This is a genomic window from Mucilaginibacter sp. P1_D10 (assembly GCF_056406215.1).
The window spans coordinates 218,860-241,521 of the sequence record NZ_JBFUAP010000010.1; the positions used below are offsets into that span (position 1 = coordinate 218,860).

A 22,662-nucleotide genomic window follows, 5' to 3' on the forward strand; every position below is an offset into this window, starting at 1 on the left:
ATATTTGGCAATGGCAGATAAAGGCAGCAACATTGAAAGTGTGACCATATTGCGTGGTATAGCTGCGTTGGGCGTTTTCATTGTTCATTTTTACATCGGTAACCAGGTGGTGTACAGCCCGCCGGTAGCCAGGCTTTTTTTCATGGGGCAGTTGGGCGTTACCATCTTTTTCGTACTGTCGGGTTTTATCCTTCCATATTCGCTGTATAAAAAAAATTACACCTTTCCCGATTTCCCAGGGTTCCTATTAAAAAGAAGTATCAGGATAGACCCACCGTACTGGGCTGCTATAATTCTGTTGTTTGTTTTTAAAATATTGCCTCTGCGGTTTCTTAGTTTTAAGGCAATAGTGCTTCACGTAACATACCTTGTTCCTTTTTTTAAGAGCCAGCCATGGTTCAGTAGTATATTTTGGACGCTTTCCATCGAGTTTCAGTATTATGTAATGCTGGGCTTGCTGTTTCCGCTGCTCATGAAAATGAAACCGATGCTGTCCCTGGCGCTTGTTTTGATTGTTAGCGCAGCTTGCGTTTTTATACAGTTTGATATACGCGAGCTTATTTTTGCTTCGTTATACAATTTTGCTGTAGGTTATATTGTGTTCTTGTATTATGCAGCTAAAATAAGCCTGAGGCAGGCAATAGTGATTGTGTTGGTGTTTTGTGGCTTTTTAGGAGTGAAAATTTCTATTACAACGGGTACTGTGCCTGCTATTACCGCCCTGTTTATATTACTATATAAAGCTAAAAGCCCTAAAGTGCTGTTGTTTTTTGGAGAAATCTCCTATTCGCTATATTTAACGCATATCGTTTTTTCGAACCTCTACCTTCATTTTATTAAAACATACGTCAGTAATGCATTTGTGTTAGGCATCACCACGTTGGCAGTAAGCGTTGGGGCGGCTTATGTACTTAATGTGCTTATAGAAAAACCAGCGTTAAAGTTTTCAAAAAGAATAAGGCTGGGCAGATAATTGCATCCCGGTTTTAGCTATCTGGATATTTATATCTAATTTAACCTGCCTTAAATAGCCCTGAAATGCCTTTATCACTACACGCTAAAAAAAATAATCTTGTCATCTTGCTGCTGTTGTTCGGTAGCGTTTGTTTCGGTCAGACAAATGGTATAGATATCAGTGCCTACGATAAAGCTAAGCCTTATTTAACCGTACGCATTTATTCGGATGCCAGCGTTGCGCAAAAAGGCGGCGTTGGGAAAATGGTTTCGCGTGTCGACCTGGAAGGAACCACCACCGTTTTGATGCTGGATATGCCTGGCGGGTTTTCGCCGCTATTTAAAACTGATTTCGAAAAATGGAACAAACCTGCCGAGGAGGTATTTAAAGATGCCCTTGCCAATGTGGGTAGCCAAAAAGTTGAAAAGGTTACGAAAATATTCGATGGCGACATCCACAAAACAGAATTCAACTTTTTAGCCAACGACGATTATGCAGCCAGCTATGCGCTAAACCTACAGGGAAACGCACCCGAACTGGTGGGCGAGTGGGGCTCGGTTATCGTGATACCCAACAGGGGCTTTGCAGCAGTGTGTACCATATCAAAAGCAAAGCCTGTGGACTTCGTAAAATTCATCCAACGCATTAAACCCATTACCGATAAATCTTTTGCCGAGCACGAGGTGCCGGTATCTAACGGGTTCTATTGGTACTACAAAGGCAAATTTACCCTAATACAAGTGCTTACCGACGATAAGGGAAATATAAACGTTGTTGCGCCTTTGGGCCTTGGGGAGTTGATGAGCGTGAAGAATTAGGGGGAGTGATGCGACAGACAAAGTTTAATATGCACAATTCGGCACAGGGTGTAAAACTAAAGGAGGTTCTTTATTTGTTTGCTCTTAATTAACGAGGCCATTTGAGTTATTGCAATCGTATTCAGTAATATTAATCTTTCTGATTGCGGTTTGCCCTGGTGAATTAAAACCGAATTAATGCTTTCCAGATTTGATAAAACTACCAATTGCTCTATTGTTGCATCATCGCGTATATTACCTTTTGCTTTTGGGTTGGCCTCTCGCCACTCTTTTGCTGTAACTCCAAAAAGTGCGACATTTAAAAGATCGGCCTCATTGGCGTACACAAACCCAATTTGAGCTTTATTAAGCTCTTTGGGGATTAGGGTTAGCTTAATTGCGTCTGTGTGTATGGTATAGTTTATTTTGGCCAAAGTCCGCTGAAAATTCCATTCCAATTTTAGTCTGTCGTTTTCGTCTTCTTTAAGGCGTTGAAATTCTTTAATTAAATAGACTTTGAATTCGGCGCTTATCCACATTCCAAACTCAAAAGCTATATCCTTATGAGCATAGGTTCCGCCATATCTGCCTGTTGTAGCTTTTAAGCCAATGGCATTCGTTTTTGCAACCCATTCTTTTACGCTGATTTTATAACTGTTTAGCCCGGCTTGACTTTTAATTATGGCGAATTCGCCATAATTAAAATTGGGATTATAGACACTTTCCCATATTCCCAAAAACTCGACGGTGTTTCTATTTCTTAGCCAATCTGCAATAAAAAAGTCGCCGTCTTTTGCCTTTAGCATATCGGTGATGGAAATGAAATCCTCGCCACTTTCTTCGACAATAGCAATCACAGTTCCTTTTACAGTTATCGTCTTATTTTTGGGCATAATGCTCTTTATAAAATTTGCAGATAAATTAACAAATATTAACCGACTTAAAATACCCCGCCTACCTAAACCCGATTGACGGAAAAGACGCTTCTATCAGCGGCTTGTACAGAAAGCGGGGCTGGCGGTAGTTAGCAGCACGATACTTGCTTTTCAAGTTTAAATATTCCCGTAAATAATCATTGGCAATAAAATTGCCAACCCAAGCCAAAAGTAAAAACTGCCGTTTTCGTTTTTAGCAGAGCCGCGAATAATAGTAACGATCAAGAATATAATACCGAATAAGTAAACCGGAATACCTGCACCCTCTCTAACACCATGTGGCCATTTACCATTATTTTGTTCTACTATTCTTTGATATTCAAATTCCCGTATAACCTGCGATACAAAAAGTGTAAAATATAGAACATAGCAAATTGCAGACAAGGGATGCGCGGCAATTGATTTTAAAAAGGCTTTCATTATTTTACTATTAATACATCTTGCATTTAAAGGTAACCTTTTAGCCCAAATCACCTCAAAACCACCCCATTTCCGCCATCCGCCCACCTAATCAGGCCATTACAAAAACTTTTTCTGCCAGCCGCTTGAAAATCAAAAAATAGTGCCTACCTTTGCAGTCCTTAAAATAAGGATAAAACAGTAAATACAAAAAGGAAAAAATGCCTACTATTCAGCAATTAGTTAGAAAAGGTAGAGTAGCTCTGGTTGACAAGAGTAAGTCACCAGCGTTGGACAGCTGTCCACAGCGAAGAGGCGTGTGCACCCGTGTGTACACCACTACCCCTAAAAAACCAAACTCAGCAATGCGTAAAGTTGCACGTGTGCGCCTTACAAATGGTAAAGAAGTTAACGCCTACATCCCTGGTGAAGGCCACAACTTGCAAGAACACTCAATTGTTTTGATCCGTGGTGGTCGTGTTAAAGATTTACCTGGTGTACGTTACCACATCATCCGTGGTGCACTGGATACATCAGGTGTTGCGGGCCGTAACCAACGCCGCTCTAAATACGGAACCAAACGCCCTAAACCAGGTCAGGTAGCTGCACCTACAAAAGGCGCACCAGCTAAGAAAAAGAAATAATTAAAGGAGGATAGTAACAATGAGAAAGTCAAAACCAAAAAAAAGAATCCTTCTTCCTGATCCAAAATTCAATGATGTTTTGGTAACCAGGTTTGTAAATAACATGATGTTCGACGGTAAAAAATCTACCGCCTATACTATATTCTATAACGCAATTGAAATTGTTGAAAAGAAAACCAGCGAAAACGGTTTAGATAGCTGGAAAAAAGCTTTGAACAATGTAATGCCTGCTGTAGAAGTAAAAAGCCGCCGTGTAGGTGGTGCAAACTTCCAGGTACCAACTGAGGTTCGTCCGGAGCGTAAAGTTGCTTTGGGTATGAAATGGTTAATTAGCTATGCACGTCGTCGTGGCGAAAAAACCATGATGGAGAAACTTGCCGGCGAGATCATCTCTGCTGCAAAAGGCGAAGGTGCTGCTGTTAAGAAGAAAGAAGATACGCACAAAATGGCTGAAGCCAACAAAGCGTTCTCTCACTTCCGTTTCTAATAAGATTACACCGATATAAAAAGGATTACACCGATTATATATTACGGTTACATTGATTTAGTATGATTGCGCCCTTAAGCGTGATCGTACCAAATCGGTGAAATCACAAAAATCAGTGAAATCAAAAAAAAACAAAAATGTCAAGAGATCTAAGATATACAAGAAATATAGGTATTGCCGCTCACATTGATGCCGGTAAAACCACTACAACAGAGCGTATATTGTACTACTCGGGTGTTAGCCATAAAATTGGCGAGGTACACGAGGGTGCAGCTACGATGGACTGGATGGCGCAGGAGCAAGAACGTGGTATTACCATCACCTCGGCTGCTACAACCGTTGGTTGGAAATACAGGGGCCAAAACTACCATATCAACATTATTGATACCCCGGGACACGTGGATTTCACCGTTGAGGTGAACCGTTCTTTACGTGTACTGGATGGTTTGGTGTTCTTATTTAGTGCTGTTGATGGTGTTGAGCCGCAATCAGAAACTAATTGGCGCCTGGCTAACAACTACAACGTTGCCCGTATTGGTTTCGTTAACAAAATGGACCGTAGCGGTGCCGACTTTTTAAATGTTGTAAAACAGGTAAAAAGCATGTTAGGCAGTAACGCTGTTCCTTTGCAATTGCCAATTGGTGCTGAAGAGCACTTTAAAGGTGTTGTGGATTTGATCAACTGGAAAGGTATTGTTTGGAATGAGCACGATAAAGGTATGACCTTTACCGAAGTGCCTATCCCCGAGGATATGATCGAAGAAGCTACAGAGTGGAGAGAGAAATTACTCGAATCTGTTGCTGATTACGATGAGAGCCTGATGGAGAAATTCTTTGATGCGCCTGAAACTATTACCGAACGCGAAGTGCTTGACGCTTTACGTAAGGCTGTTTTAGATGCCAAGATAGTTCCTATGGTTTGCGGTTCGTCTTTCAAAAACAAAGGTGTACAAACCATGCTCGATTACGTGATGGAATTGCTTCCTTCACCTATGGATGTTGAAGGTATTGTAGGCCATCACCCAGATACAGGCGAAGAAATTTTACGTAAGCCATCAGAAAAAGAGCCGTTTGCAGCTTTAGCATTTAAAATTGCAACGGATCCTTTCGTAGGCCGTCTTTGCTTTATCCGCGTTTACTCGGGTAATTTGGAAGCAGGTTCGTATGTGCACAACATGCGTTCTGATAACAAAGAGCGTATCAGCCGTATATTCCAAATGCACGCTAACAAGCAAAATCCTATACCTAATGTAGGTGCAGGTGATATTGCTGCGGTAGTAGGCTTTAAGGATATCAAAACTGGCGATACCCTTTGCGATGAGAAACACCCGATCATCCTTGAATCGATGAACTTCCCTGACCCGGTTATCGGTTTAGCTATTGAGCCTAAAACACAGGCCGACGTAGATAAATTAGGTATCGCTTTAGGTAAATTATCAGAAGAGGATCCAACCTTCCACGTAAAATCTGACGAAGAAACCGGCCAAACCGTAATTAGCGGTATGGGCGAGCTTCACTTGGATATCATCATGGACCGCTTAAAACGTGAGTTTAAAGTAGAGGTTAACCAGGGTGCGCCACAAGTTGCTTACAAAGAGTCTATCACAGGCACTATCCAACACCGCGAAACATACAAGAAACAAACCGGTGGCCGTGGTAAATTTGCCGATATACAGGTTATACTATCACCAAACGACGAAGGTAAAGAAGGCTTACAGTTTGTGAACGAAATTAGCGGTGGTTCAATCCCTCGCGAGTTTATCCCATCTGTAGAAAAAGGCTTTAACGCTTCTATGGCGAATGGCGTATTGGCAGGTTACCCGTTAACCAGCTTAAAAGTAAGGTTAATTGATGGTTCGTTCCACGCAGTCGATTCAGATGCGCTATCTTTCGAGTTAGCTGCTAAGATGGCTTACCGCGAGGCCTTGCCAAAATGTAAACCGGTATTGCTTGAGCCGATCATGAAAATCGAGATCCTTACCCCTGAAGAAAACATGGGTGATGTTATCGGTGACATGAACCGTCGTCGTGGCCAGCTTTTAGGTATGGATTCACGTGCAGGTGCACAGGTAATTAAAGCTACTGTACCACTTTCAGAAATGTTTGGTTATGTAACCCAGTTACGTACCATCACGTCTGGCCGTGCTACATCTACCATGGAATTTGACCACTACGCAGAAGCCCCACGTAACGTGCAGGAAGAAGTAGTTGCCAAAGCAAGAGGTAAGAGAGCAGCTGGTAATAACTAAGAAAATTTAGGATTACACCGATTATCTGTGTAGTACACAAAATCGGTGTAATCATTAAATGAAAATAAACAAGTACTGCTCTAACAAATAGCTCTTAGGGTAGTTAATTTTAAATCGGTGAGATCATTTTAATCGGTGAGATCCCAAAAAAACAAACAACATGAGCCAAAGAATCAGGATCAAATTGAAATCTTACGATTACAACCTGGTAGATAAATCTGCCGAGAAGATCGTAAAAACTGTAAAGCCAACCGGCGCTGTAGTAAGCGGACCGCTGCCTTTGCCAACCGAAAAGAAAATTTTCACTGTATTACGTTCACCGCACGTAAACAAAAAAGCACGCGAGCAATTCCAATTATGCTCTTACAAGAGGTTATTGGATATCTACAGCTCTAACTCAAAAACTGTAGATGCTTTAATGAAGCTTGAATTGCCAAGCGGAGTTGAAGTTGAGATCAAAGTGTGATAGTACCGGAAGATCCGAAATTAAAAAAGCCATTCTTGCAAAAGAGTGGCTTTTTTGCATTTGAAGAATTTTAGTTAAATTTGAGATATGGCAACTTATATTGTAAACCCCACAGAAGAGCAGGAAAAAGCGTTCGATGCTTTTTTGAAAGCGTTAGAGATATCTTTTTTTAAGGAAGATGAGTTACCTCAACATGTATTAGCCGGAATTGCCAAGGGGAGAGAAGATATTAAAACAGGCAGATATAAAACATTCGAGGAGATCAAGGCGAAATACCCCGTTAGATAATGCTTGATGTAATTTTTTCTGATGAGGCAGAAGATACCTTCTATTCTATCGGGCAGCAAATCGCCGAACGATTCAGCGAACGTGAAGAACGGGAATTTAGGCGTAGAGTGTATGAGGTTGTAGACAAAATAAGTGAGTTTCCGTATATATTTAAAGCTGTTGATGGCAACGAGAATTTAAGAAAAGCGTTTATACATCGAAATTGCTCCATGTTTTACGATGTTGGCGAAACGTCAATTGAAATACTTTTCTTTTGGGATAATAGGCAAGACCCTGTTTTTTAGTTTATCATGGCTCGATACAAATCCTTTTTTAAGATTCTCCTTTCACTGCTAGTGGTTATAACCATTGCCAGCTGCAATAATAAAAAGCCAATAACAACTAAAATGCCTCAGAACCCTTCGGAGGCAGTTGCTTCCAAGCCGGGATGGACCTACGGCCAATTAACGGATACTATTAAGAACGCCAAAGTAATAACCCAAGCAAAAAACAGCATGTTTTGCGGCCGGGCAACCTGCGCATCTGTTAGCATAATTGAAGTAAATAAAAAAGATACCATACGGGTGCTCGAGCTTTCCAGCATGCATGGTGATTTCGCAGAAGGTGCAAAGGTCAATATCAAACCCGGGAATAAGCCGATCTCGTTTGTGTCGATGCCGGTAATAGCCGCCTACGACCGAAAGAATTACAAAACCTACTACGGCACTATACTTGCGGCTAACTAAACCAAATACTGCGAATAGTTAGTTTATAATCTACAGTTTATAGTGTGTTTACTCTCTTAGGCTAGCCGAAGCAAGCTGCAATTGGGGGGGTAACAGGTAAGGCACCATTCTATGAGAAGCCATGACTGCAAAAGAGTAGCTTTTTGATTTATTTAGCTATGTGGAAACTACTTCTATTAATTTGGATTTGTATCTTTTGCTTCACCTGTGCATCCATACCCAAGAAGGCATATAAACGAAGTACTTGTTTAAATAATTGGAAGTATTTTACCTTATCCTACGCTGTGAAGGGTAAAGTTATCGAGTATCTAAAATCTGGATCCTGTGGTGCCAACTCAAATAATTCGTCTACGATAATTTGTACAGCCATTGGCGACACTATCAGGGTTTTGGAGCTGTGTAATAACAGTAAGCTTTTTGTGAAGGGCGTTTCTGTGATTGTTATGCCCGCAAATCCATATAGCGGGAATGTTTCCGTTAGCCAATTCGATTGCAAAATAGAGAAGACATGCTACGGAATTATAACCAAAGTAAATTGAACTATCTTAAGTTTCAATAATGTAACTCCCCGCTAACCAAATCCACTACGAAAACATCGCTGCCTTTGTAGGCTATCAATTGTGTGCTGGCCGTGAAGTTGCCTACCGGCACGCCGGTTGCCGTAAAGGAGATGGTTCCGTCGCTACTGAACTTTTTGCCGGTTGCTAAAGGCAACTCGTTATCGCTTATTAGCCCATCGCCATGGGTTTTCAATACGATTTTATCGGCATTGGTAGTGCCCTCCAATTTTAAGTTAACCGTACCGCCGGCGCCCGTGGTAAAACGTGTAACATACCATTGGTTGGTGCTTAAAATGATGATTGTACCTTTATTGCTTGTGTATTTTTCAACAGCAGGGGAGGTGCCGGCGGTTTTAGTGCAGGCACTAAGCAGGGTGGCAAAACATAATGCCAGCAACAAGATGGTTTTGAATATAGGTTTCATATCGTCGATTTAAGGAATTGGATTCATTATACGTTACGGCGTTTTATTGCAAACGATACACCTTACGCAAATTATCGTTCCACAATTTGGCTATCTTAGCCAACGGATTCATCAGTACTAAAACGCCTTGGCTTACCTTAAACAACTCGCCCATAGATTATCTGCAGATATTACCGAGGTGCCTGCTGTATTGCAGCACAGCCACTTCCCGGCACTTGACGGCTTGCGGGGCCTGGCCATATTGCTGTTGGTGTTTGGCCATTTTGGCGTTAATTATTATTCGTGGCATTACGGAATCCTTTTTAACAGCACCACAGGGGTGCATATCTTTTTTGTGCTTAGCGGGTTTTTGATAACCACCCTCCTCATCAAAGAAAAACTGCGGAACGGCCGTATCTCCTTAAAACACTTTTACATTCGCCGGGCATTGCGCATATTGCCGGTTGCCTGGTTATTTTTGCTGGTACTTGCCGGGCTTAACCATGTTTTTGAATTGCATATCCGGCTATTTGATTTTATTGCCGCCATGCTATTTTTCAAGAACATGCCTATGCCGCAGGAACCCTACACCGCGCATTTCTGGTCGTTGGCGGTAGAGGAACAGTTTTATCTTACCTTCCCCATTTTGCTGGCCCTTAATATAAGGTGGTATACCATCATATCGCTGTCTATAGTAATTGTGGTGCCGCTGGTTTGTATAATAGATTATTTTGCGCCCGCCGTATTTACAAGTAATGCCGTTTTACACCTGCTTGCGCGTATTTGTAACTACACGTTTTGGAAAGGGCCGGTAATCATCCTCATCGGCTCTGTGTTTTCAGTGCTGATGTTTAAAGGAATAATCAAGCCCGAAAAGCTGAAAGCCAATCAATTTTTAAGTTTGGCAATCCTGCTGATTGGGATTGTCATCCATGCCAAAACGTTTTTATTTTATACTAAATACGTATCAGAATATTTGTCGGCGACGCTCGTCGGGCTTGCGCTTGTTATTGCCATTAGTCAAAAAGATCTCCTTTCAAAAATACTCAGCAATACCTTTTTAACCACGCTGGGTATGCTATCGTATAGTATTTATATATGGCAGGAGCTGTTTGCCGGGCCAAGGAGCCTGCAGCCGTGGATGCAATATTTTACCCAGTTGCCCTTGTGGGCGGCTATTGGCTTTAAGTTTATATTCCTCGTTATTATTGTAAGTTTCTCCTTTATTTTCGAGGCTCGGTTCCTGAAGTTGAAAGATAGGTTCCATTACATTCGCGACAAGGCAAATAAAAAAGCAGCACCCAAAAGTTAGGATGCCGCTCTGGTATTTATCAGGGAACTATTGATGCTGTGGCATGCCCGCAGGGTCCATCCACGCGTATTCCCACTGGTGGCCGTCGAGGTCTTCAAAACTGCAGCTATACATCCAGCCATAATCAACTTTGTCTTTAGGAGCCGTTGCGCCGGCTTCAAGAGCTTTGCTGTGGATGTCGTCTACCGCCTCGCGGCTGTCGGCAGACAGGCATATGATGGATTCCACAACCTTAGTAGAATCCGCGATTTCTTTGCTGCTGAAAGTTTTGAAGAACGATTCTACCAGCAGCATCACATAAATGGTGTCGCTCACGATCATGCAGGTAGCTTGTTCGTTGGTAAATTGAGGATTAAAGGAATACCCCAATTTTTTGAAGAAATCCACAGATTTATCAAGGTTTTTAACGGGTAAATTCACGAAAATTTGAGTTGCCATAATGTCTTTTTTTTGGTTTGTTATGTCAAAGGTATATAAAAACAACAACCGTGGTAGCGTGTAAAAACGACCTTTAGGTGGCGATTTTACGACATGGCTAAGGATTAAGGAAGTCCTGCCAAACGCCTTCCAGCTCATCAACCAGTTCGGAGCGGATGGATATGCCCGATGCCTGCGGCGACCAGTTTTGCTGGGCAAGATTGCCGGTTTTCAGGATATCCATGGTGAGGATAAGCTCTTTAGCAGGGTTCAATAGAGTATCGATGCTGATTTCTATACGGTGGTAATGCCTGCCTTTACGGAAAGCGATGTATGGTTCTGATGAGATTGTCCCGGAAGCGAAGATGCCTTTTGGTTCAACGCCAAGCCTTACAATGTAGGCCCTATCGCCGGGTTGAATTGCTTTATGGCTGGCCACGCTCCAGTTATCTACCAGTTTGCCCTTAGATTTGAGCGTTTGAACATCCTCGTCCATATCTGCCCAGGCAAATTTTAACGGATTCCAGCCGAAGAGATAAGCTTTCATCTATGATCACATTACTACTTTTCAACGGCTGGGGGGACTTAGCCTTTACCCAACAACTCATCTAGTTTATTGCGTTCGGTTTGCAATTCGCGGGCCAATTTCTTTTCTTTTTCGTTGGCTTTCGCTTTGTAGGTTTTGTAATCCTCCTCCAGCTCGTTATAAAGCTTGCTGCGGTAATTGGCCTCTCGGCGGTGCGCGCCCGAACTGGCTATAACGATAATGGCAATTGCACCAAAGCCAACCACCAACCCCCACATTATCCAGTTGTAAGTGGCTTTGGTAAGCGGCATACCCAGCAGGCTTACGCTATCGGCCTTCGCGTTGGAAGTAGATAGGTTCTGGTCCTTAGCCGAAATATCAGCCAGCAACGAATCCGCTTTTTGCGTTTGCACCCTTAGTTTAGTGCTGGCTTCGGTAAGCTTGCGGCGGGTGGCATTCAGCGTATCCGAATAGTTTTTCCAAAGGGCCATTATCAATGGCTGCTGGTAATGGTAAACTTTGGTAAGCAGATATTGGTATTGCCCGTTCAGGCTTTTATCGTTCAGTAGGGCAGGGTTATCGGGGATGTACTGCGGTATAGGTTTAACGGTAGCGGCGCCGGTAGTTGCCGGTTTTTGTCCTGCCGTAGTAACCGCTGTTTTCACTGCTGTGTATTTTGGCGGTGTGCCGGCGGCGGGTTGCTTTACTATGGGCTTCAGTGTTGCGGCCTGCCCGGCAACGGGCTTAACAACCACAGGCTTTGCTTTTTTTACGGTATCCTGCGCGTAGCCATTGGCCGCAATACCTATAAAAAGCAATGTGGAAACAATTACGGTTATTTTCGGAAGCTTTATCATATAACGTGTATATCGGGGGAAACAAGTTTTATTCAAAAAGGCATACAGCCTTTAAACGGGAAAATGTAACCTAAAGTTTGTAAAATTAATTTTAAGGTATTATTTGGCTGTAATTGGCCCGGTTTTGCCTGATAGCTAAATTCACATCTTAAAAATATAAAAAAGATGGAAACTTTTGCTAATTGCGTGTAAATAGCAAAAGCATATATTAGGCCTTTTATTTGTAAGATGCATATAGGGTTTATTGGATTGGGTGATATGGGGCGATTATACGCCAAGGCATTTGCCAGGGCAGGCTACGAGGTTTGCGGTTGCGACCTCCCCGCCAACCGCGAACGTTTGGAAGAGGAACTGCAGCCATTGGGCATACAGCTGATGGATGACGGTAAGGATGTATCGCGCGTAAGCGACCTTATTATCTATTCGGTAGAGGCAGATAAACTGGAGCAGGTGGTGGCAACTTGTGGTCCGTCAACTAAATACGGCGCAATAGTGGCCGGGCAAACCTCGGTAAAACACCCTGAGATAGCTGTATTCGAGAAGTATTTGCCGGCAGATGCGCAGATTATCACCTTCCATGCCATGCATGGGCCGGGCTTCCAGCCGAAAGGGCAGAAGCTTATCCTGATTCCGCACCGGCATCAGGGCGATTCTTATCAACAGATGATTGATTTGTTTACCGCGGTAGAAACAGATGTGGTAGAGATTGCCGATTACCACGAACACGACAAAATAGTGGCCGATACGCAAGCCGTAACGCACGTAGGTTTCGAGAGTATGGGCACCGCATGGAAATCGGCAGGTTTTTTCCCCTGGGAAAATGCCTCATACGCAGGCGGTATCGATAATGTAAAAATCCTTACTACGCTGCGCATCTTCAGTTACAAAGCGCACGTTTACGCCGGGCTGGCCATTTTAAATCCTTACGCAAGGCAGCAGGTAAAGCAATACGCCAATTCCGAATCGGAGTTGTTCAAACTGATGATAAAAGAGGAGGAGGCCGAGTTCCGCGAGCGGCTTTACCGTGCGCGCGATTTTGTTTTCCACGAAAGCCGTAAACCCATCATGTTCAACGACAAGGTAATGCAGGAGTTTTCATTGGCGCAGGATGCCGGGCACCAAAAACCAAACTCGCACCTGAGTATATTAAGCATGGTTGATGCCTGGTACCACCTGGGTGTAAACCCTTACGATAACCTTATCTGTCAAACCCCGCCTTTCAGGCTGCGCTTGGGCATTGCCGAATACCTGTTCAAGAATGAAGATTTGCTGGAAGAATCGATACAGACTGCCTTATACGATAAAACCATCCGCGGCGACGATCTGGAGTTCCACTCGGCAGTAAGGGAGTGGAGTGCCATAATAGGCTACGGCGATATGGAAGGCTACAAGAAACATTTCAACGAGGTGCAGTCCTTTTTCAAGGGAAGGCTGGAGGAAGGCAACAAGCAGAGCGCAGAGTTGATAAGGAGGTTGATGGAGTAGAATAATATAATATAATGATTGCGGCACTTTATATCATCCAATGTCGCAATCATTATTGAGGAGGAACCTCTTACTTAAACCCAGGGAACACAATGTGGAAGATTGCCCACCACCCATACTCGCAAGAAAGGTACAGCTTAAACGGCCCCTTAATAAGTACCTGCTCGCCATTTTCTAAAACCGCATTGTACTTTACGAAACCCTCGGCGTAGCCCATGCCTGTTTCGGTTTTAAATTCAAAGTCGATTTTGGCAATGGTATAATCAGTATCGATAAATGCTGCATACGAATCGAATATGCTTTTTAATCTTTCCGATAGCGCTTCTTTATTTATTGCAACGCCACCAGCCAAAACAAATTCATCTGCCAGGCACCAGGCTCCTTTTAGGTCGCGTTTAAACCAACCGCTTATGAATTCTTCGGCGCGGGCTCCGATATCCAGTTGGTGATTGGGATGATATTCCTCGTAGTGGAAATGGCTTATCATGCCTGGCACCTGCATATCGTCCGTTTCCTTACCGAATAGCTCCTCTACAATAAAGGTGTATTTGATACGGTTTTCATACGCTCCGCTAAAATCAACCACCATATTTTTTGAAAACAGCAGGGCATTCACTTCTTCCAAAACCTTATCCAGGTCCGCATCGTTCAGTTCGTCGGCTGGCTTAAAATCGGGTTGGCCCAATATTTCGAAGACTGTAGCGCGTTTGTTTGCAGCATAGTTGCTTTCGAAGGCCATGATGTTCTTCAGGAACATGTTCTCTATTTCCGGGTCGAGGTTGCCGCTGCTGAAAGAATCGGCACCAAATTCTGCTTTCAGTTTCAGGTGAAGGAAGTCATTTTCCATACGGAGGCTTTCTTCCTCGTTATTTAGCTCGTTGTTATTAGGCTGGTCGTTGTTCATATCACAGGTGAATTTATGATCTTACGTTAGTTCTTCATCTTTATTAAATAAACCTCCTTTTTATCGGGCATTAAAAATTGAGGGTTATTATTTGTTATATATGTTATATAAGGTAAAGCTATATCTACATCCGCCGATGGCACAAAAGCGCCAAACATGGTTTCAGCTTCTTTTATCGTAAGTAGTTTGCCCTTTACTTCAAAGATAAAACCATAGTCGGATTGTTTCAAGGCATCGAATGCAACAATATTTTTTGGCATAGAGAACACAATCGGCACTACAAACCTAACGTCCACCGGGACGCTGTTTTGAATTCCCGGTCGCCATTTGGGCGACGATAAGACTATTCGTACGGCTTCCTGCTCACAACCGGAGCCAATAGTATCAAGCGCTTTTGCATTTGTTGTAGTACCATCTTTCGCAACGGTAAAACTGACTCTTACTCTACCGGTAACGCCAATTAATTTTGCAATTTCGGGTACCCTCATCACATATTGAATGTATTTTTTAAAACCAAGATCGCCACCGGGGAATGATGGTGCCTGTTCTATGGCTATAAAAACCTGCCTGCCTTTTTTTATAGTATCGGCATGCGGCGGTTCTTCTCCAGCAGAGGACTGCGCAAACGCTACTTTTGCAACAGTAATTAGTATAAATAAGGCGTAAAGGCGTTTCATGATGATAAAGGTAAAGCTTCGGCTAAAATAATGTATATTGTTTGAATTAATAAAAGCCATTGTGAACGAATAGGCTCTCCTCATTAAATGTTAAATGCGCTTTTTGAATGCCGATTGCACTAATATTAAACATCAACTATAAGGCTATAAGAATTCCTGGGAGCCTTTGCGGCCGCTCATTATATCTGTTTTTTGGGCCGCATCAAACGCACAGGCATCAAAAATGCAATTTATGGGATAAATAACGCGAATAACCACTTATAAAACAGCCTGTTTTACCGCGCGTCTGCTTCATTTTGTCTCATCAAATAATTATTTAAAAATAACTTGCTAAGTATTTGACAATTAATACAAAATTCCTATCTTTGCCGTCCCTTAAGGGGAAATCATATGCCTTGAACGAAGCCCTACTGCTTCGATGGGCACTAATAAAATATAGAAAATGTCAGGAATAATTGGTAAAAAAGTAGGAATGACCAGCATTTTCGATGAAACAGGGAAAAATATCCCCTGCACTGTAATCGAAGCTGGCCCTTGCGTAGTAACTCAGGTCAGGTCTGTAGATACAGACGGATACGCTGCTGTTCAGTTAGCGTATGGCGAAAAGAAGGAGAAAAACACCTCCGCACCTCTAAAAGGCCATTTTGAAAAAGCCGGCACTACTCCTAAGCGTAAGCTTGTAGAATTCAAAACTTTCACGGATGAAAAAGCTCTTGGTGACACTGTTACCGTAGATATTTTTGAAATCGGTGATTTTGTTGATGTAGTTGGTACTTCAAAAGGTAAAGGTTTTCAGGGTGTGGTAAAGCGTCACGGTTTTGGTGGTGTGGGTATGCAAACTCACGGTCAGCACAATCGTTTACGTGCACCGGGTTCATTAGGAGCTTCTTCTTGGCCTTCACGTGTATTTAAAGGTATGCGTATGGCTGGTCAAATGGGTAACGTTCGCGTTAAAGTACAAAACCTTCAGGTTGTTAAAGTATTTAGCGAGCAAAACCTAATCGTAGTTAAGGGTTCCATCCCAGGAGCTAAGGGTTCATTCGTAATATTGGATAAATAAGATGGAAATCAACGTATTAAATCTATCAGGTAAAGAAACAGGTGCCAAGGTGCAGCTGCCTGAATCCGTATTCGGTGTAGAGCCCAACGATCATGCTATTTACTTAGATGTAAAGCAGTTCTTAGCTAACCAGCGCCAGGGTACGCACAAATCAAAACAACGTAATGAAATTGCAGGTAGTACCCGCAAATTACATAAACAAAAAGGTACAGGCGGCGCCCGTGCCGGTAGCATCAAATCGCCATTGTTTAATGGTGGTGGTCGTGTTTTCGGTCCGCAGCCACGCGACTATAGCTTCAAGCTGAACAAAAAGCTTAAATCATTGGCGCGTAACTCTGCCTTATCGTACAAAGCAAAGGATAACAACATTTTGGTATTGGAAGATTTCAACTTCGATGCTATCAAAACCAAAACTTATATCCAGATGGAAGCCGACCTGAATGTAACTAACGATAAAACGTTATTGGTACTTGCAGGTGTGGAAAATAACAATGTGTATTTATCAAGCAGGAATCTGAAGAAAACTAAGGTAATAAACGTTACCGACATCAATACTTACGATGTGTTGAACGCCGGCAAACTTATCCTTACTACAGGTGCTGTTAAAACTTTGGAGGAAGCATTAGCTAAGTAATTATGGAAATTTTAAAGAAACCCTTACTTACTGAAAAGGTTGCTCAATTAACTGAGAAGCTTAATCGCTACGCTTTCAAGGTTGATCCCAGGGCCAACAAAATTCAGATCAAAGGCGCTATTGAGGCTATGTATGGTGTTAACGTTACAGCAGTTAACACAATGAAATACGCAGGTAAACTCAAAACCCGCAACACAAAAGCAGGTGCAGTATCTGGCCGCGCCGCTACTTACAAAAAGGCCATCATTACGCTGAAAGATGGTGAAACAATAGATTTTTACAGCAATATATAATAAGAAGATGGCAGTAAAGAGATTTAAACCGGTTACGCCGGGTACCCGCTTCAGAGTTGATGTATCTAACTCAGATATTACAACAAATGTTCCTGAAAAGTCGTTGGTTGTATCAGTAAATACAAGGTCAGGCGGCCGTAACCACGATGGTAAGATGACCATGCGCTATTTAGGCGGTGGCCACAAGCAAGCATACAGGTTAATTGATTTTAAACGTAACAAGTTTAACATCCCTGCAAAAGTTGCAACAATTGAATACGATCCAAACCGTTCGGCACGTATAGCTTTGCTACACTTTGTTGATGGTGAGAAACGATATATGATAGCCCCTACAGGTTTAACAGTTGGACAAACTGTAGTATCTGGCGAAGGCGCTGCTCCTGAGGTTGGCAACACAATGCCCCTTAAGAACATCCCTTTAGGTTCTATTATCCATAACATCGAGCTTAACCCTGGTCAGGGTGGTATCATAGCACGCAGTGCCGGTACCTACGCACAGTTATCTGCACGTGATGGTAAATACGCCATCATCAAATTGCCTTCTGGCGAAACCCGCATGATACTGGCTACCTGCCTTGCAACTATAGGCTCGGTTTCTAATGCCGAAAGGGCAAACGCCGTATTAGGTAAAGCCGGCCGCAAACGTTGGTTAGGTCGTCGTCCTCGCGTTCGTGGTGTTGCCATGAACCCGGTAGATCACCCTATGGGTGGTGGTGAAGGCCGTGCTTCGGGTGGCCATCCGCGCTCACGTAAAGGTTTGTTAGCTAAAGGCTACAAAACTCGTGACAAGAAAAAAGGGTCTGATCGTTATATCATTGAAAGAAGGAAGAAATAATAATGGCACGTTCAATTAAAAAAGGACCTTACATAGATCACAACCTGGAAAGAAAAGTTCTTACCTTGAATGATTCTAGTAAAAAATCAGTTGTTAAAACATGGTCGCGCCGTAGCATGATCTCTCCTGATTTCGTTGGTCATACATTCGCAGTACACAACGGTAATAAGTTTATCCCTGTGTACGTAACAGAAAACATGGTTGGTCACAAGTTGGGCGAATTTGCTCCAACCCGCACATTCCGCGGTCACGCAGAAAAGAAAAAATAACAGGCAATGGAAGCAACAACAAAAATTAAAAGATCTGTACAGATCAGGCAACAAAAAGAAGCTGCGAAACTCGTTGTGGGTGGCTCGTCTATTGCCAAGTTACAGAACTGCCCAACTTCACCGCGCAAAATGCGTTTGGTGGTTGACCTGATACGTGGTGTTGAAGTAAGCAAAGCTTTAAACATCTTAAAATTTACCAATAAGGAAGCAGCGATACGTGTAGAGAAGCTTTTGTTATCAGCCATCAAAAACTGGGAAGCAAAAAACGAAGACAAACGTATTGAAGATAGCAACCTGTTTGTGAAAGAAGTATCAGTAGGTGGTGGCCGTCAGCTTAAGAGGTTACGCCCGGCTCCGCAAGGAAGGGGTTACCGCATACGCAAACGCTCTAACCATGTAACACTGATTGTGGATAGTAAAAACGATAACAACTAATTTGAAATGGGACAAAAAGCACATCCAATAGGTAACAGGTTAGGGATCATCCGCGGTTGGGATTCTAATTGGTTCGGTGGAAATCACTATGCCGACAAATTAGTTGAAGACGAAAAGATCCGCAAATACTTATCAGCTCGTATCAATAAAGGTGGTGTATCTAAAGTTGTTATAGAACGTACTTTAAAACGCATCACTGTAACCATCCACACTGCCCGTCCGGGTATTGTGATTGGTAAAGGCGGTGCCGAGGTTGATAAGATCAAAGAAGAGCTAAAGAAATTAACCAAAAAAGATGTTCAGATCAACATCTTCGAAATAAAACGCCCTGAGCTTGATGCTCAGTTAGTTGCCGAAGGTATTGCTAAACAGCTTGAAGCACGTATCTCTTTCCGCCGTGCCATGAAAACTACTATCGCATCTACCATGAGGATGGGTGCCGAAGGTATCAAAGTAATGACCAGCGGCCGTTTGGGCGGTGCCGAGATGGCCCGTACCGAGCAGTACAAAGAAGGACGCATACCATTGCACACTTTCCGTGCCGATATCGATTACGCTTTGGCAGAAGCATTAACTACCTATGGTAAAATAGGTGTTAAGGTTTGGATTTGCAAAGGCGAAGTTTACGGCAAACGCGATCTGTCTCCAAACATTGGCGGTACAAGCAGCGCAAGCGGTAAAGGTGGCAGGCCAGAAGGCGCAGCCGGTTTCGGCGGCCGTGATGGTGCAAGAGGTGGCGAACGTGGCGGCGAACGCCGTGGCGATCGTAAACCAGGCCCAGGTGGCGACCGCAGAGGCGGTGGCGGCCAGGGTGGTAACAACCGCCCAGGTGGTGGCCAGGGTGGTGGTAACCGCCCAGGTGGCCCAAGGAGATAATATTAACAATAAGGTTAGAAAAGACATATCCGTGACGGATATAAAAGCTTAATAAAATGCTACAGCCAAAAAGAACGAAGTTCAGAAAGATGCAAAAAGGCAGGATGAAAGGGTTAGCCAGTCGTGGCACCGAGCTTTCATTCGGATCTTTCGGTATAAAATCACTCGAAGCAGCCTGGATTACCAGCCGCCAGATCGAGTCTGCACGTATCGCTGTAACACGTTTCATGAAACGTGAAGGCCAGGTGTGGATCAGGATATTCCCTGATAAGCCTGTAACCAAGAAACCAGCAGAGGTACGTATGGGTAAAGGTAAAGGTGCTCCCGAGTATTGGGTAGCAGTTGTACGCCCGGGCAGGATGATATTTGAAGCAGAAGGCGTACCGTTGGAGGTTGCCAAAGAGGCCTTGCGCCTTGCTGCACAGAAATTACCGGTGCAAACCAGATTTGTAACACGTAGGGATTACGTAGAGGCATAAACGCGGAGTTGAAAGGTTGTAAGGTTGAATGTTGCAAAGTTGAAATGACTTTTCAACCCAAAAAGAAACATTACAACATTAATACATTCCAACATTACAACAAACAATAAGAAAATGAAGAACTCAGAAATTATAGGGCTTACTACCGAAGAATTAGCGGCGAAGCTCGGCGAGGAAAAAGGTCAACTGACTAAACTGAAATTTGCTCACGCGGTTTCGGCTATCGAAAATCCAACCCGCATTACTAAAGTGCGCAAGGAGATTGCTCGTTTAAACACTGAAATAACAAAGCGTAAAGCTGCGTCGGCTTCTAATTAATTTTAAGCGTCGGAAAACAATGGAAAGAAATTTAAGAAAAACACGTACCGGCCTGGTAGTAAGCAATAAGATGGAAAAGTCTATTGTAGTTGCTGTAGAGCGGAAGGTGAAGCACCCCATCTATGGTAAGTTCGTAAAGAAAACTACCAAATTTATGGCTCATGACGAAACTAACACATGCGGTGTTGGTGATACCGTATTGATTATGGAAACTCGTCCGCTGAGTAAGAACAAAAACTGGAGATTAGTTCAAATTTTAGAAAGGGCTAAATAACATGGTACAGCAGGAATCAAGATTAAATGTAGCCGATAACAGCGGAGCTAAAGAAGTTTTAGTGATACGCGTATTGGGCGGTACAGGGAAAAGATACGCTTCTATCGGTGATAAGATCGTAGTAACCGTAAAAAGCGCTATCCCGTCGGGTAACGTAAAAAAAGGTACCGTATCTAAAGCCGTAGTGGTAAGAACCAAGAAAGAGATCCGCAGGAAAGATGGTTCATACATCCGTTTCGATGATAACGCAGCCGTGTTATTAAACAACCAGGATGAGCCAAGGGGCACACGTATCTTTGGCCCTGTTGCCAGGGAACTGCGTGAAAAACAATTTATGAAAATTGTATCATTAGCACCGGAGGTATTATAATATGGAAAAGAAAGTAACAAAACCGGCTAAATTGAAAATCCGCAAGGGCGATTTAGTAAAGGTTATTGCCGGCGACTCTAAAGGCACGCAAGGTAAGATAGTTGAAGTAATAATTGACAAAAACAGGGCTATTGTAGAAGGTGCCAATATGGTATCTAAACACACCAAGCCTAATGCAGCCAACCCTAATGGCGGTATATTGAAGCAGGAAGCTGCTATCCATATTTCGAACCTGGCGCTGGTTGAACCAAAAACCGGAAAAACTACCCGCGTTGGCCGTAAATTGAACGATGCCGGCAAACTGGTTAGGGTTTCTAAAAAATCAGGGGAGGAAATTAAATAATGACTTACGTACCAAGGTTAAAAACCAAATATAAGGACGATGTTCGCGGCGCACTGAAAGAGAAATTTCAGTACAAAAGCGTAATGCAGGTGCCTAAATTGCTTAAAATAGCAATTAACCAGGGCGTTGGCGGTGCTACTACCGATAAGAAATTGATCGAGAACACCATCACTGAGCTTACTACCATCACCGGCCAGCTGGCTGTATCTTCAAAATCTAAGAAAGATATCTCCAATTTTAAATTACGTAAAAATATGCCTGTTGGCGTGCGTGTAACTCTGCGCGATAACACCATGTACGAATTTTTAGATCGTTTGATTTCTGTGGCCCTGCCACGTATCCGCGATTTCAAAGGTATCAATGATAAAGGCTTCGATGGCCGCGGCAACTATACTTTAGGTATTACCGAGCAGATTATCTTCCCGGAGATAAACATCGATAAGATCAACAAGATACAAGGTATGGATATTACCTTCGTAACCTCTGCTGCCAACGATGTTGAAGCATTGGAGTTACTAAAGCAATTTGGTTTACCATTTAAAAATCAAACACCAATCAACAATGGCTAAAGAAGGCGTAAAAGCACGCGAAGTAAAACGTGCTAAATTAGTAGCAAAATATGCTGAAAAAAGAGCAGCACTTAAAGCAGCCGGCGATTTTCAGGGTTTAGATAAACTACCTAAAGCATCATCACCGGTAAAATTGCACAACCGTTGCAAGCTAACCGGTCGCCCACGTGGTTATATGCGTCAGTTTGGTATTTCGCGCGTAACATTCCGCGAGATGGCACTGGATGGCAAAATACCGGGAGTAAAGAAAGCAAGCTGGTAAATACCAGGTAAAATACGAGTCAAGGTAAATTCAAAACATACAACAATATGTTTTGAATTTTTTTGTACCTTTGCGGCTCGAATTTTAAAACGAATTAACCGATGGAAGGTCGCCCCGGATGTTACGGGAAGGAAACCACCATCATAATCAATAAAAATGAATACAGATCCAATCGCAGATTATCTTACAAGAGTAAGGAATGCTATTAAAGCCAACCATAGGGTTGTTGAAATTCCTGCATCAAATCTGAAAAAGGAAATCACTAAAGTGCTTTTCGAAAAAGGTTACATTGCTAATTTTAAGTTTGAGGACAACGGCCCTCAAGGCAGCATCAAAGTTGCTTTGAAGTACCACCCGATAACTAAGATTTCTGCTATACGCAGCATTTCTCGTATTAGTAAACCAGGTTTGAGGAAATACGCCGGTATGGATACCCTGCCGCGTGTATTAAATGGTTTAGGTATCGCCATCTTATCGACTTCTAAAGGTGTAATGACCGATAAAGAAGCTCGTACCCAGAATGTGGGTGGCGAAGTTTTATGCTACGTATATTAATAGG

General features: G+C 42.9%; 34 protein-coding genes. 26 read left to right on the forward strand and 8 right to left on the reverse strand.

The window, feature by feature from the left end; all coding sequences use genetic code 11:
- Nucleotides 1-10: 10 nt before the first annotated feature.
- Complete coding sequence (locus AC1DYT_RS17390) at nucleotides 11-973, forward strand: acyltransferase family protein (RefSeq protein WP_477470831.1); 963 nt, start codon at nucleotides 11-13, stop codon at nucleotides 971-973.
- 65 nt (nucleotides 974-1,038) lie between these two features.
- Entirely contained in the window at nucleotides 1,039-1,773 is a 735-nt protein-coding gene (locus AC1DYT_RS17395; protein WP_477470832.1) for a DUF1444 domain-containing protein, read from the forward strand.
- A gap of 56 nt (nucleotides 1,774-1,829) precedes the next feature.
- Here AC1DYT_RS17395 and AC1DYT_RS17400 read toward each other — a convergent pair whose 3' ends face one another.
- Both AC1DYT_RS17400 and AC1DYT_RS17405 read right to left on the reverse strand, forming a co-directional pair.
- Nucleotides 1,830-2,645 (reverse strand): KilA-N domain-containing protein, encoded by an 816-nt coding sequence (locus tag AC1DYT_RS17400; protein WP_477470833.1) that lies wholly within the window; start codon nucleotides 2,643-2,645, stop codon nucleotides 1,830-1,832.
- Between the two features lie 159 nt (nucleotides 2,646-2,804).
- Nucleotides 2,805-3,107, reverse strand: coding sequence for a hypothetical protein (locus AC1DYT_RS17405; protein ID WP_477470834.1), 303 nt, complete (start codon nucleotides 3,105-3,107; stop codon nucleotides 2,805-2,807).
- A gap of 200 nt (nucleotides 3,108-3,307) precedes the next feature.
- Between AC1DYT_RS17405 and rpsL the strand changes: the two genes are divergently transcribed.
- The 7 genes from rpsL (at nucleotide 3,308) to AC1DYT_RS17440 (ending at nucleotide 7,945) form a co-directional block, all read left to right on the forward strand.
- On the forward strand, nucleotides 3,308-3,730 hold the full coding sequence (gene rpsL / locus AC1DYT_RS17410; protein ID WP_090645085.1) for a 30S ribosomal protein S12: 423 nt from the start codon (nucleotides 3,308-3,310) through the stop codon (nucleotides 3,728-3,730).
- A gap of 19 nt (nucleotides 3,731-3,749) precedes the next feature.
- Nucleotides 3,750-4,217, forward strand: a complete 468-nt coding sequence (gene rpsG / locus AC1DYT_RS17415; protein ID WP_134335638.1) for a 30S ribosomal protein S7 — start codon at nucleotides 3,750-3,752, stop codon at nucleotides 4,215-4,217.
- A gap of 137 nt (nucleotides 4,218-4,354) precedes the next feature.
- Nucleotides 4,355-6,466, forward strand: coding sequence for an elongation factor G (fusA, locus tag AC1DYT_RS17420; RefSeq protein WP_477470835.1), 2,112 nt, complete (start codon nucleotides 4,355-4,357; stop codon nucleotides 6,464-6,466).
- Between the two features lie 160 nt (nucleotides 6,467-6,626).
- Nucleotides 6,627-6,932 (forward strand): 30S ribosomal protein S10, encoded by a 306-nt coding sequence (gene rpsJ, locus AC1DYT_RS17425; protein WP_022830652.1) that lies wholly within the window; start codon nucleotides 6,627-6,629, stop codon nucleotides 6,930-6,932.
- An 87-nt stretch (nucleotides 6,933-7,019) separates the two neighbouring features.
- A complete protein-coding gene (locus AC1DYT_RS17430) occupies nucleotides 7,020-7,220 on the forward strand; it encodes a hypothetical protein (protein WP_477470836.1) in 201 nt (66 codons plus the stop codon).
- On the forward strand, nucleotides 7,220-7,504 hold the full coding sequence (locus AC1DYT_RS17435) for a type II toxin-antitoxin system RelE/ParE family toxin (protein WP_477470837.1): 285 nt from the start codon (nucleotides 7,220-7,222) through the stop codon (nucleotides 7,502-7,504). The genes AC1DYT_RS17430 and AC1DYT_RS17435 overlap by 1 nt, the downstream gene beginning before the upstream one ends.
- 102 nt (nucleotides 7,505-7,606) lie before the next feature.
- On the forward strand, nucleotides 7,607-7,945 hold the full coding sequence (locus AC1DYT_RS17440; RefSeq protein WP_477470838.1) for a hypothetical protein: 339 nt from the start codon (nucleotides 7,607-7,609) through the stop codon (nucleotides 7,943-7,945).
- 552 nt (nucleotides 7,946-8,497) lie between these two features.
- Here the strand turns inward: AC1DYT_RS17440 and AC1DYT_RS17445 are convergent.
- Nucleotides 8,498-8,929: a hypothetical protein gene (locus AC1DYT_RS17445; RefSeq protein WP_477470839.1), complete on the reverse strand. Its 432-nt coding sequence runs from the start codon at nucleotides 8,927-8,929 to the stop codon at nucleotides 8,498-8,500.
- 127 nt (nucleotides 8,930-9,056) lie between these two features.
- Here AC1DYT_RS17445 and AC1DYT_RS17450 point away from each other — a divergent pair, with 127 nt between their 5' ends.
- Nucleotides 9,057-10,220, forward strand: a complete 1,164-nt coding sequence (locus AC1DYT_RS17450; RefSeq protein ID WP_477470840.1) for an acyltransferase family protein — start codon at nucleotides 9,057-9,059, stop codon at nucleotides 10,218-10,220.
- A gap of 27 nt (nucleotides 10,221-10,247) precedes the next feature.
- Here AC1DYT_RS17450 and AC1DYT_RS17455 read toward each other — a convergent pair whose 3' ends face one another.
- The 3 genes from AC1DYT_RS17455 to AC1DYT_RS17465 all read right to left on the reverse strand — a co-directional run bounded on the left by AC1DYT_RS17455 (nucleotide 10,248) and on the right by AC1DYT_RS17465 (nucleotide 12,020).
- On the reverse strand, nucleotides 10,248-10,658 hold the full coding sequence (locus AC1DYT_RS17455; RefSeq protein WP_477470841.1) for a VOC family protein: 411 nt from the start codon (nucleotides 10,656-10,658) through the stop codon (nucleotides 10,248-10,250).
- A gap of 97 nt (nucleotides 10,659-10,755) precedes the next feature.
- Entirely contained in the window at nucleotides 10,756-11,184 is a 429-nt protein-coding gene (locus AC1DYT_RS17460; RefSeq protein WP_477470842.1) for an EVE domain-containing protein, read from the reverse strand.
- Nucleotides 11,185-11,222: 38 nt separating this feature from the next.
- Nucleotides 11,223-12,020 carry a hypothetical protein gene (locus AC1DYT_RS17465; protein ID WP_477470843.1) on the reverse strand — a complete coding sequence of 266 codons (798 nt, stop codon included), beginning with the start codon at nucleotides 12,018-12,020 and terminating at the stop codon, nucleotides 11,223-11,225.
- 228 nt (nucleotides 12,021-12,248) lie between these two features.
- Here AC1DYT_RS17465 and AC1DYT_RS17470 point away from each other — a divergent pair, with 228 nt between their 5' ends.
- Nucleotides 12,249-13,505 carry an NAD(P)-binding domain-containing protein gene (locus AC1DYT_RS17470; RefSeq protein WP_477470844.1) on the forward strand — a complete coding sequence of 419 codons (1,257 nt, stop codon included), beginning with the start codon at nucleotides 12,249-12,251 and terminating at the stop codon, nucleotides 13,503-13,505.
- A 70-nt stretch (nucleotides 13,506-13,575) separates the two neighbouring features.
- Here AC1DYT_RS17470 and AC1DYT_RS17475 read toward each other — a convergent pair whose 3' ends face one another.
- Entirely contained in the window at nucleotides 13,576-14,409 is an 834-nt protein-coding gene (locus AC1DYT_RS17475) for a hypothetical protein (protein WP_477470845.1), read from the reverse strand.
- Nucleotides 14,410-14,435: 26 nt separating this feature from the next.
- On the reverse strand, nucleotides 14,436-15,086 hold the full coding sequence (locus tag AC1DYT_RS17480) for an energy transducer TonB (protein WP_477470846.1): 651 nt from the start codon (nucleotides 15,084-15,086) through the stop codon (nucleotides 14,436-14,438).
- Nucleotides 15,087-15,528: 442 nt separating this feature from the next.
- Here AC1DYT_RS17480 and rplC point away from each other — a divergent pair, with 442 nt between their 5' ends.
- The 15 genes from rplC to rpsH all read left to right on the forward strand — a co-directional run bounded on the left by rplC (nucleotide 15,529) and on the right by rpsH (nucleotide 22,658).
- The gene (gene rplC / locus AC1DYT_RS17485; protein ID WP_133235764.1) at nucleotides 15,529-16,146 is read left to right on the forward strand and encodes a 50S ribosomal protein L3; all 618 of its coding nucleotides are present in this window, start codon (nucleotides 15,529-15,531) and stop codon (nucleotides 16,144-16,146) included.
- A gap of 1 nt (nucleotide 16,147) precedes the next feature.
- Nucleotides 16,148-16,780: a 50S ribosomal protein L4 gene (gene rplD, locus AC1DYT_RS17490; RefSeq protein ID WP_133235762.1), complete on the forward strand. Its 633-nt coding sequence runs from the start codon at nucleotides 16,148-16,150 to the stop codon at nucleotides 16,778-16,780.
- A gap of 2 nt (nucleotides 16,781-16,782) precedes the next feature.
- Nucleotides 16,783-17,073: a 50S ribosomal protein L23 gene (rplW, locus tag AC1DYT_RS17495; RefSeq protein ID WP_133235760.1), complete on the forward strand. Its 291-nt coding sequence runs from the start codon at nucleotides 16,783-16,785 to the stop codon at nucleotides 17,071-17,073.
- Nucleotides 17,074-17,080: 7 nt separating this feature from the next.
- Nucleotides 17,081-17,908: a 50S ribosomal protein L2 gene (gene rplB / locus AC1DYT_RS17500; RefSeq protein WP_133235758.1), complete on the forward strand. Its 828-nt coding sequence runs from the start codon at nucleotides 17,081-17,083 to the stop codon at nucleotides 17,906-17,908.
- 2 nt (nucleotides 17,909-17,910) lie between these two features.
- On the forward strand, nucleotides 17,911-18,177 hold the full coding sequence (gene rpsS, locus AC1DYT_RS17505; protein ID WP_133235756.1) for a 30S ribosomal protein S19: 267 nt from the start codon (nucleotides 17,911-17,913) through the stop codon (nucleotides 18,175-18,177).
- 6 nt (nucleotides 18,178-18,183) lie between these two features.
- The gene (gene rplV, locus AC1DYT_RS17510) at nucleotides 18,184-18,612 is read left to right on the forward strand and encodes a 50S ribosomal protein L22 (protein ID WP_133235754.1); all 429 of its coding nucleotides are present in this window, start codon (nucleotides 18,184-18,186) and stop codon (nucleotides 18,610-18,612) included.
- A gap of 6 nt (nucleotides 18,613-18,618) precedes the next feature.
- Nucleotides 18,619-19,488 carry a 30S ribosomal protein S3 gene (gene rpsC, locus AC1DYT_RS17515; protein ID WP_133235752.1) on the forward strand — a complete coding sequence of 290 codons (870 nt, stop codon included), beginning with the start codon at nucleotides 18,619-18,621 and terminating at the stop codon, nucleotides 19,486-19,488.
- Between the two features lie 56 nt (nucleotides 19,489-19,544).
- Nucleotides 19,545-19,967 (forward strand): 50S ribosomal protein L16, encoded by a 423-nt coding sequence (gene rplP, locus AC1DYT_RS17520; RefSeq protein ID WP_133235750.1) that lies wholly within the window; start codon nucleotides 19,545-19,547, stop codon nucleotides 19,965-19,967.
- 114 nt (nucleotides 19,968-20,081) lie between these two features.
- Nucleotides 20,082-20,285, forward strand: a complete 204-nt coding sequence (gene rpmC / locus AC1DYT_RS17525; protein ID WP_477461303.1) for a 50S ribosomal protein L29 — start codon at nucleotides 20,082-20,084, stop codon at nucleotides 20,283-20,285.
- A 19-nt stretch (nucleotides 20,286-20,304) separates the two neighbouring features.
- The gene (rpsQ, locus tag AC1DYT_RS17530) at nucleotides 20,305-20,559 is read left to right on the forward strand and encodes a 30S ribosomal protein S17 (protein WP_067059745.1); all 255 of its coding nucleotides are present in this window, start codon (nucleotides 20,305-20,307) and stop codon (nucleotides 20,557-20,559) included.
- Between the two features lies 1 nt (nucleotide 20,560).
- Nucleotides 20,561-20,929, forward strand: a complete 369-nt coding sequence (gene rplN / locus AC1DYT_RS17535) for a 50S ribosomal protein L14 (RefSeq protein ID WP_067059744.1) — start codon at nucleotides 20,561-20,563, stop codon at nucleotides 20,927-20,929.
- A gap of 1 nt (nucleotide 20,930) precedes the next feature.
- Nucleotides 20,931-21,272, forward strand: coding sequence for a 50S ribosomal protein L24 (gene rplX / locus AC1DYT_RS17540; protein WP_133235746.1), 342 nt, complete (start codon nucleotides 20,931-20,933; stop codon nucleotides 21,270-21,272).
- Nucleotides 21,272-21,841, forward strand: coding sequence for a 50S ribosomal protein L5 (gene rplE, locus AC1DYT_RS17545; protein WP_477461305.1), 570 nt, complete (start codon nucleotides 21,272-21,274; stop codon nucleotides 21,839-21,841). Before rplX ends, rplE begins: the two co-directional genes overlap by 1 nt.
- Entirely contained in the window at nucleotides 21,834-22,103 is a 270-nt protein-coding gene (gene rpsN / locus AC1DYT_RS17550) for a 30S ribosomal protein S14 (RefSeq protein WP_067190114.1), read from the forward strand. The genes rplE and rpsN overlap by 8 nt, the downstream gene beginning before the upstream one ends.
- 156 nt (nucleotides 22,104-22,259) lie before the next feature.
- The gene (gene rpsH, locus AC1DYT_RS17555) at nucleotides 22,260-22,658 is read left to right on the forward strand and encodes a 30S ribosomal protein S8 (RefSeq protein ID WP_477461306.1); all 399 of its coding nucleotides are present in this window, start codon (nucleotides 22,260-22,262) and stop codon (nucleotides 22,656-22,658) included.
- Nucleotides 22,659-22,662: the final 4 nt, after the last annotated feature.

Bases quoted from the DNA above. Each gene is read 5' to 3' on its own strand.
- AC1DYT_RS17390 (WP_477470831.1), top strand. From the start codon at position 11: ATGGCAGATAAAGGCAGCAACATTGAAAGTGTGACCATATTGCGTGGT.
- AC1DYT_RS17395 (WP_477470832.1), top strand. From the start codon at position 1,039: ATGCCTTTATCACTACACGCTAAAAAAAATAATCTTGTCATCTTGCTG.
- AC1DYT_RS17400 (WP_477470833.1), bottom strand. From the start codon at position 2,645: ATGCCCAAAAATAAGACGATAACTGTAAAAGGAACTGTGATTGCTATT.
- AC1DYT_RS17405 (WP_477470834.1), bottom strand. From the start codon at position 3,107: ATGAAAGCCTTTTTAAAATCAATTGCCGCGCATCCCTTGTCTGCAATT.
- rpsL (WP_090645085.1), top strand. From the start codon at position 3,308: ATGCCTACTATTCAGCAATTAGTTAGAAAAGGTAGAGTAGCTCTGGTT.
- rpsG (WP_134335638.1), top strand. From the start codon at position 3,750: ATGAGAAAGTCAAAACCAAAAAAAAGAATCCTTCTTCCTGATCCAAAA.
- fusA (WP_477470835.1), top strand. From the start codon at position 4,355: ATGTCAAGAGATCTAAGATATACAAGAAATATAGGTATTGCCGCTCAC.
- rpsJ (WP_022830652.1), top strand. From the start codon at position 6,627: ATGAGCCAAAGAATCAGGATCAAATTGAAATCTTACGATTACAACCTG.
- AC1DYT_RS17430 (WP_477470836.1), top strand. From the start codon at position 7,020: ATGGCAACTTATATTGTAAACCCCACAGAAGAGCAGGAAAAAGCGTTC.
- AC1DYT_RS17435 (WP_477470837.1), top strand. From the start codon at position 7,220: ATGCTTGATGTAATTTTTTCTGATGAGGCAGAAGATACCTTCTATTCT.
- AC1DYT_RS17440 (WP_477470838.1), top strand. From the start codon at position 7,607: ATGCCTCAGAACCCTTCGGAGGCAGTTGCTTCCAAGCCGGGATGGACC.
- AC1DYT_RS17445 (WP_477470839.1), bottom strand. From the start codon at position 8,929: ATGAAACCTATATTCAAAACCATCTTGTTGCTGGCATTATGTTTTGCC.
- AC1DYT_RS17455 (WP_477470841.1), bottom strand. From the start codon at position 10,658: ATGGCAACTCAAATTTTCGTGAATTTACCCGTTAAAAACCTTGATAAA.
- AC1DYT_RS17460 (WP_477470842.1), bottom strand. From the start codon at position 11,184: ATGAAAGCTTATCTCTTCGGCTGGAATCCGTTAAAATTTGCCTGGGCA.
- AC1DYT_RS17465 (WP_477470843.1), bottom strand. From the start codon at position 12,020: ATGATAAAGCTTCCGAAAATAACCGTAATTGTTTCCACATTGCTTTTT.
- AC1DYT_RS17470 (WP_477470844.1), top strand. From the start codon at position 12,249: ATGCATATAGGGTTTATTGGATTGGGTGATATGGGGCGATTATACGCC.
- AC1DYT_RS17475 (WP_477470845.1), bottom strand. From the start codon at position 14,409: ATGAACAACGACCAGCCTAATAACAACGAGCTAAATAACGAGGAAGAA.
- AC1DYT_RS17480 (WP_477470846.1), bottom strand. From the start codon at position 15,086: ATGAAACGCCTTTACGCCTTATTTATACTAATTACTGTTGCAAAAGTA.
- rplC (WP_133235764.1), top strand. From the start codon at position 15,529: ATGTCAGGAATAATTGGTAAAAAAGTAGGAATGACCAGCATTTTCGAT.
- rplD (WP_133235762.1), top strand. From the start codon at position 16,148: ATGGAAATCAACGTATTAAATCTATCAGGTAAAGAAACAGGTGCCAAG.
- rplW (WP_133235760.1), top strand. From the start codon at position 16,783: ATGGAAATTTTAAAGAAACCCTTACTTACTGAAAAGGTTGCTCAATTA.
- rplB (WP_133235758.1), top strand. From the start codon at position 17,081: ATGGCAGTAAAGAGATTTAAACCGGTTACGCCGGGTACCCGCTTCAGA.
- rpsS (WP_133235756.1), top strand. From the start codon at position 17,911: ATGGCACGTTCAATTAAAAAAGGACCTTACATAGATCACAACCTGGAA.
- rplV (WP_133235754.1), top strand. From the start codon at position 18,184: ATGGAAGCAACAACAAAAATTAAAAGATCTGTACAGATCAGGCAACAA.
- rpsC (WP_133235752.1), top strand. From the start codon at position 18,619: ATGGGACAAAAAGCACATCCAATAGGTAACAGGTTAGGGATCATCCGC.
- rplP (WP_133235750.1), top strand. From the start codon at position 19,545: ATGCTACAGCCAAAAAGAACGAAGTTCAGAAAGATGCAAAAAGGCAGG.
- rpmC (WP_477461303.1), top strand. From the start codon at position 20,082: ATGAAGAACTCAGAAATTATAGGGCTTACTACCGAAGAATTAGCGGCG.
- rpsQ (WP_067059745.1), top strand. From the start codon at position 20,305: ATGGAAAGAAATTTAAGAAAAACACGTACCGGCCTGGTAGTAAGCAAT.
- rplN (WP_067059744.1), top strand. From the start codon at position 20,561: ATGGTACAGCAGGAATCAAGATTAAATGTAGCCGATAACAGCGGAGCT.
- rplX (WP_133235746.1), top strand. From the start codon at position 20,931: ATGGAAAAGAAAGTAACAAAACCGGCTAAATTGAAAATCCGCAAGGGC.
- rplE (WP_477461305.1), top strand. From the start codon at position 21,272: ATGACTTACGTACCAAGGTTAAAAACCAAATATAAGGACGATGTTCGC.
- rpsN (WP_067190114.1), top strand. From the start codon at position 21,834: ATGGCTAAAGAAGGCGTAAAAGCACGCGAAGTAAAACGTGCTAAATTA.
- rpsH (WP_477461306.1), top strand. From the start codon at position 22,260: ATGAATACAGATCCAATCGCAGATTATCTTACAAGAGTAAGGAATGCT.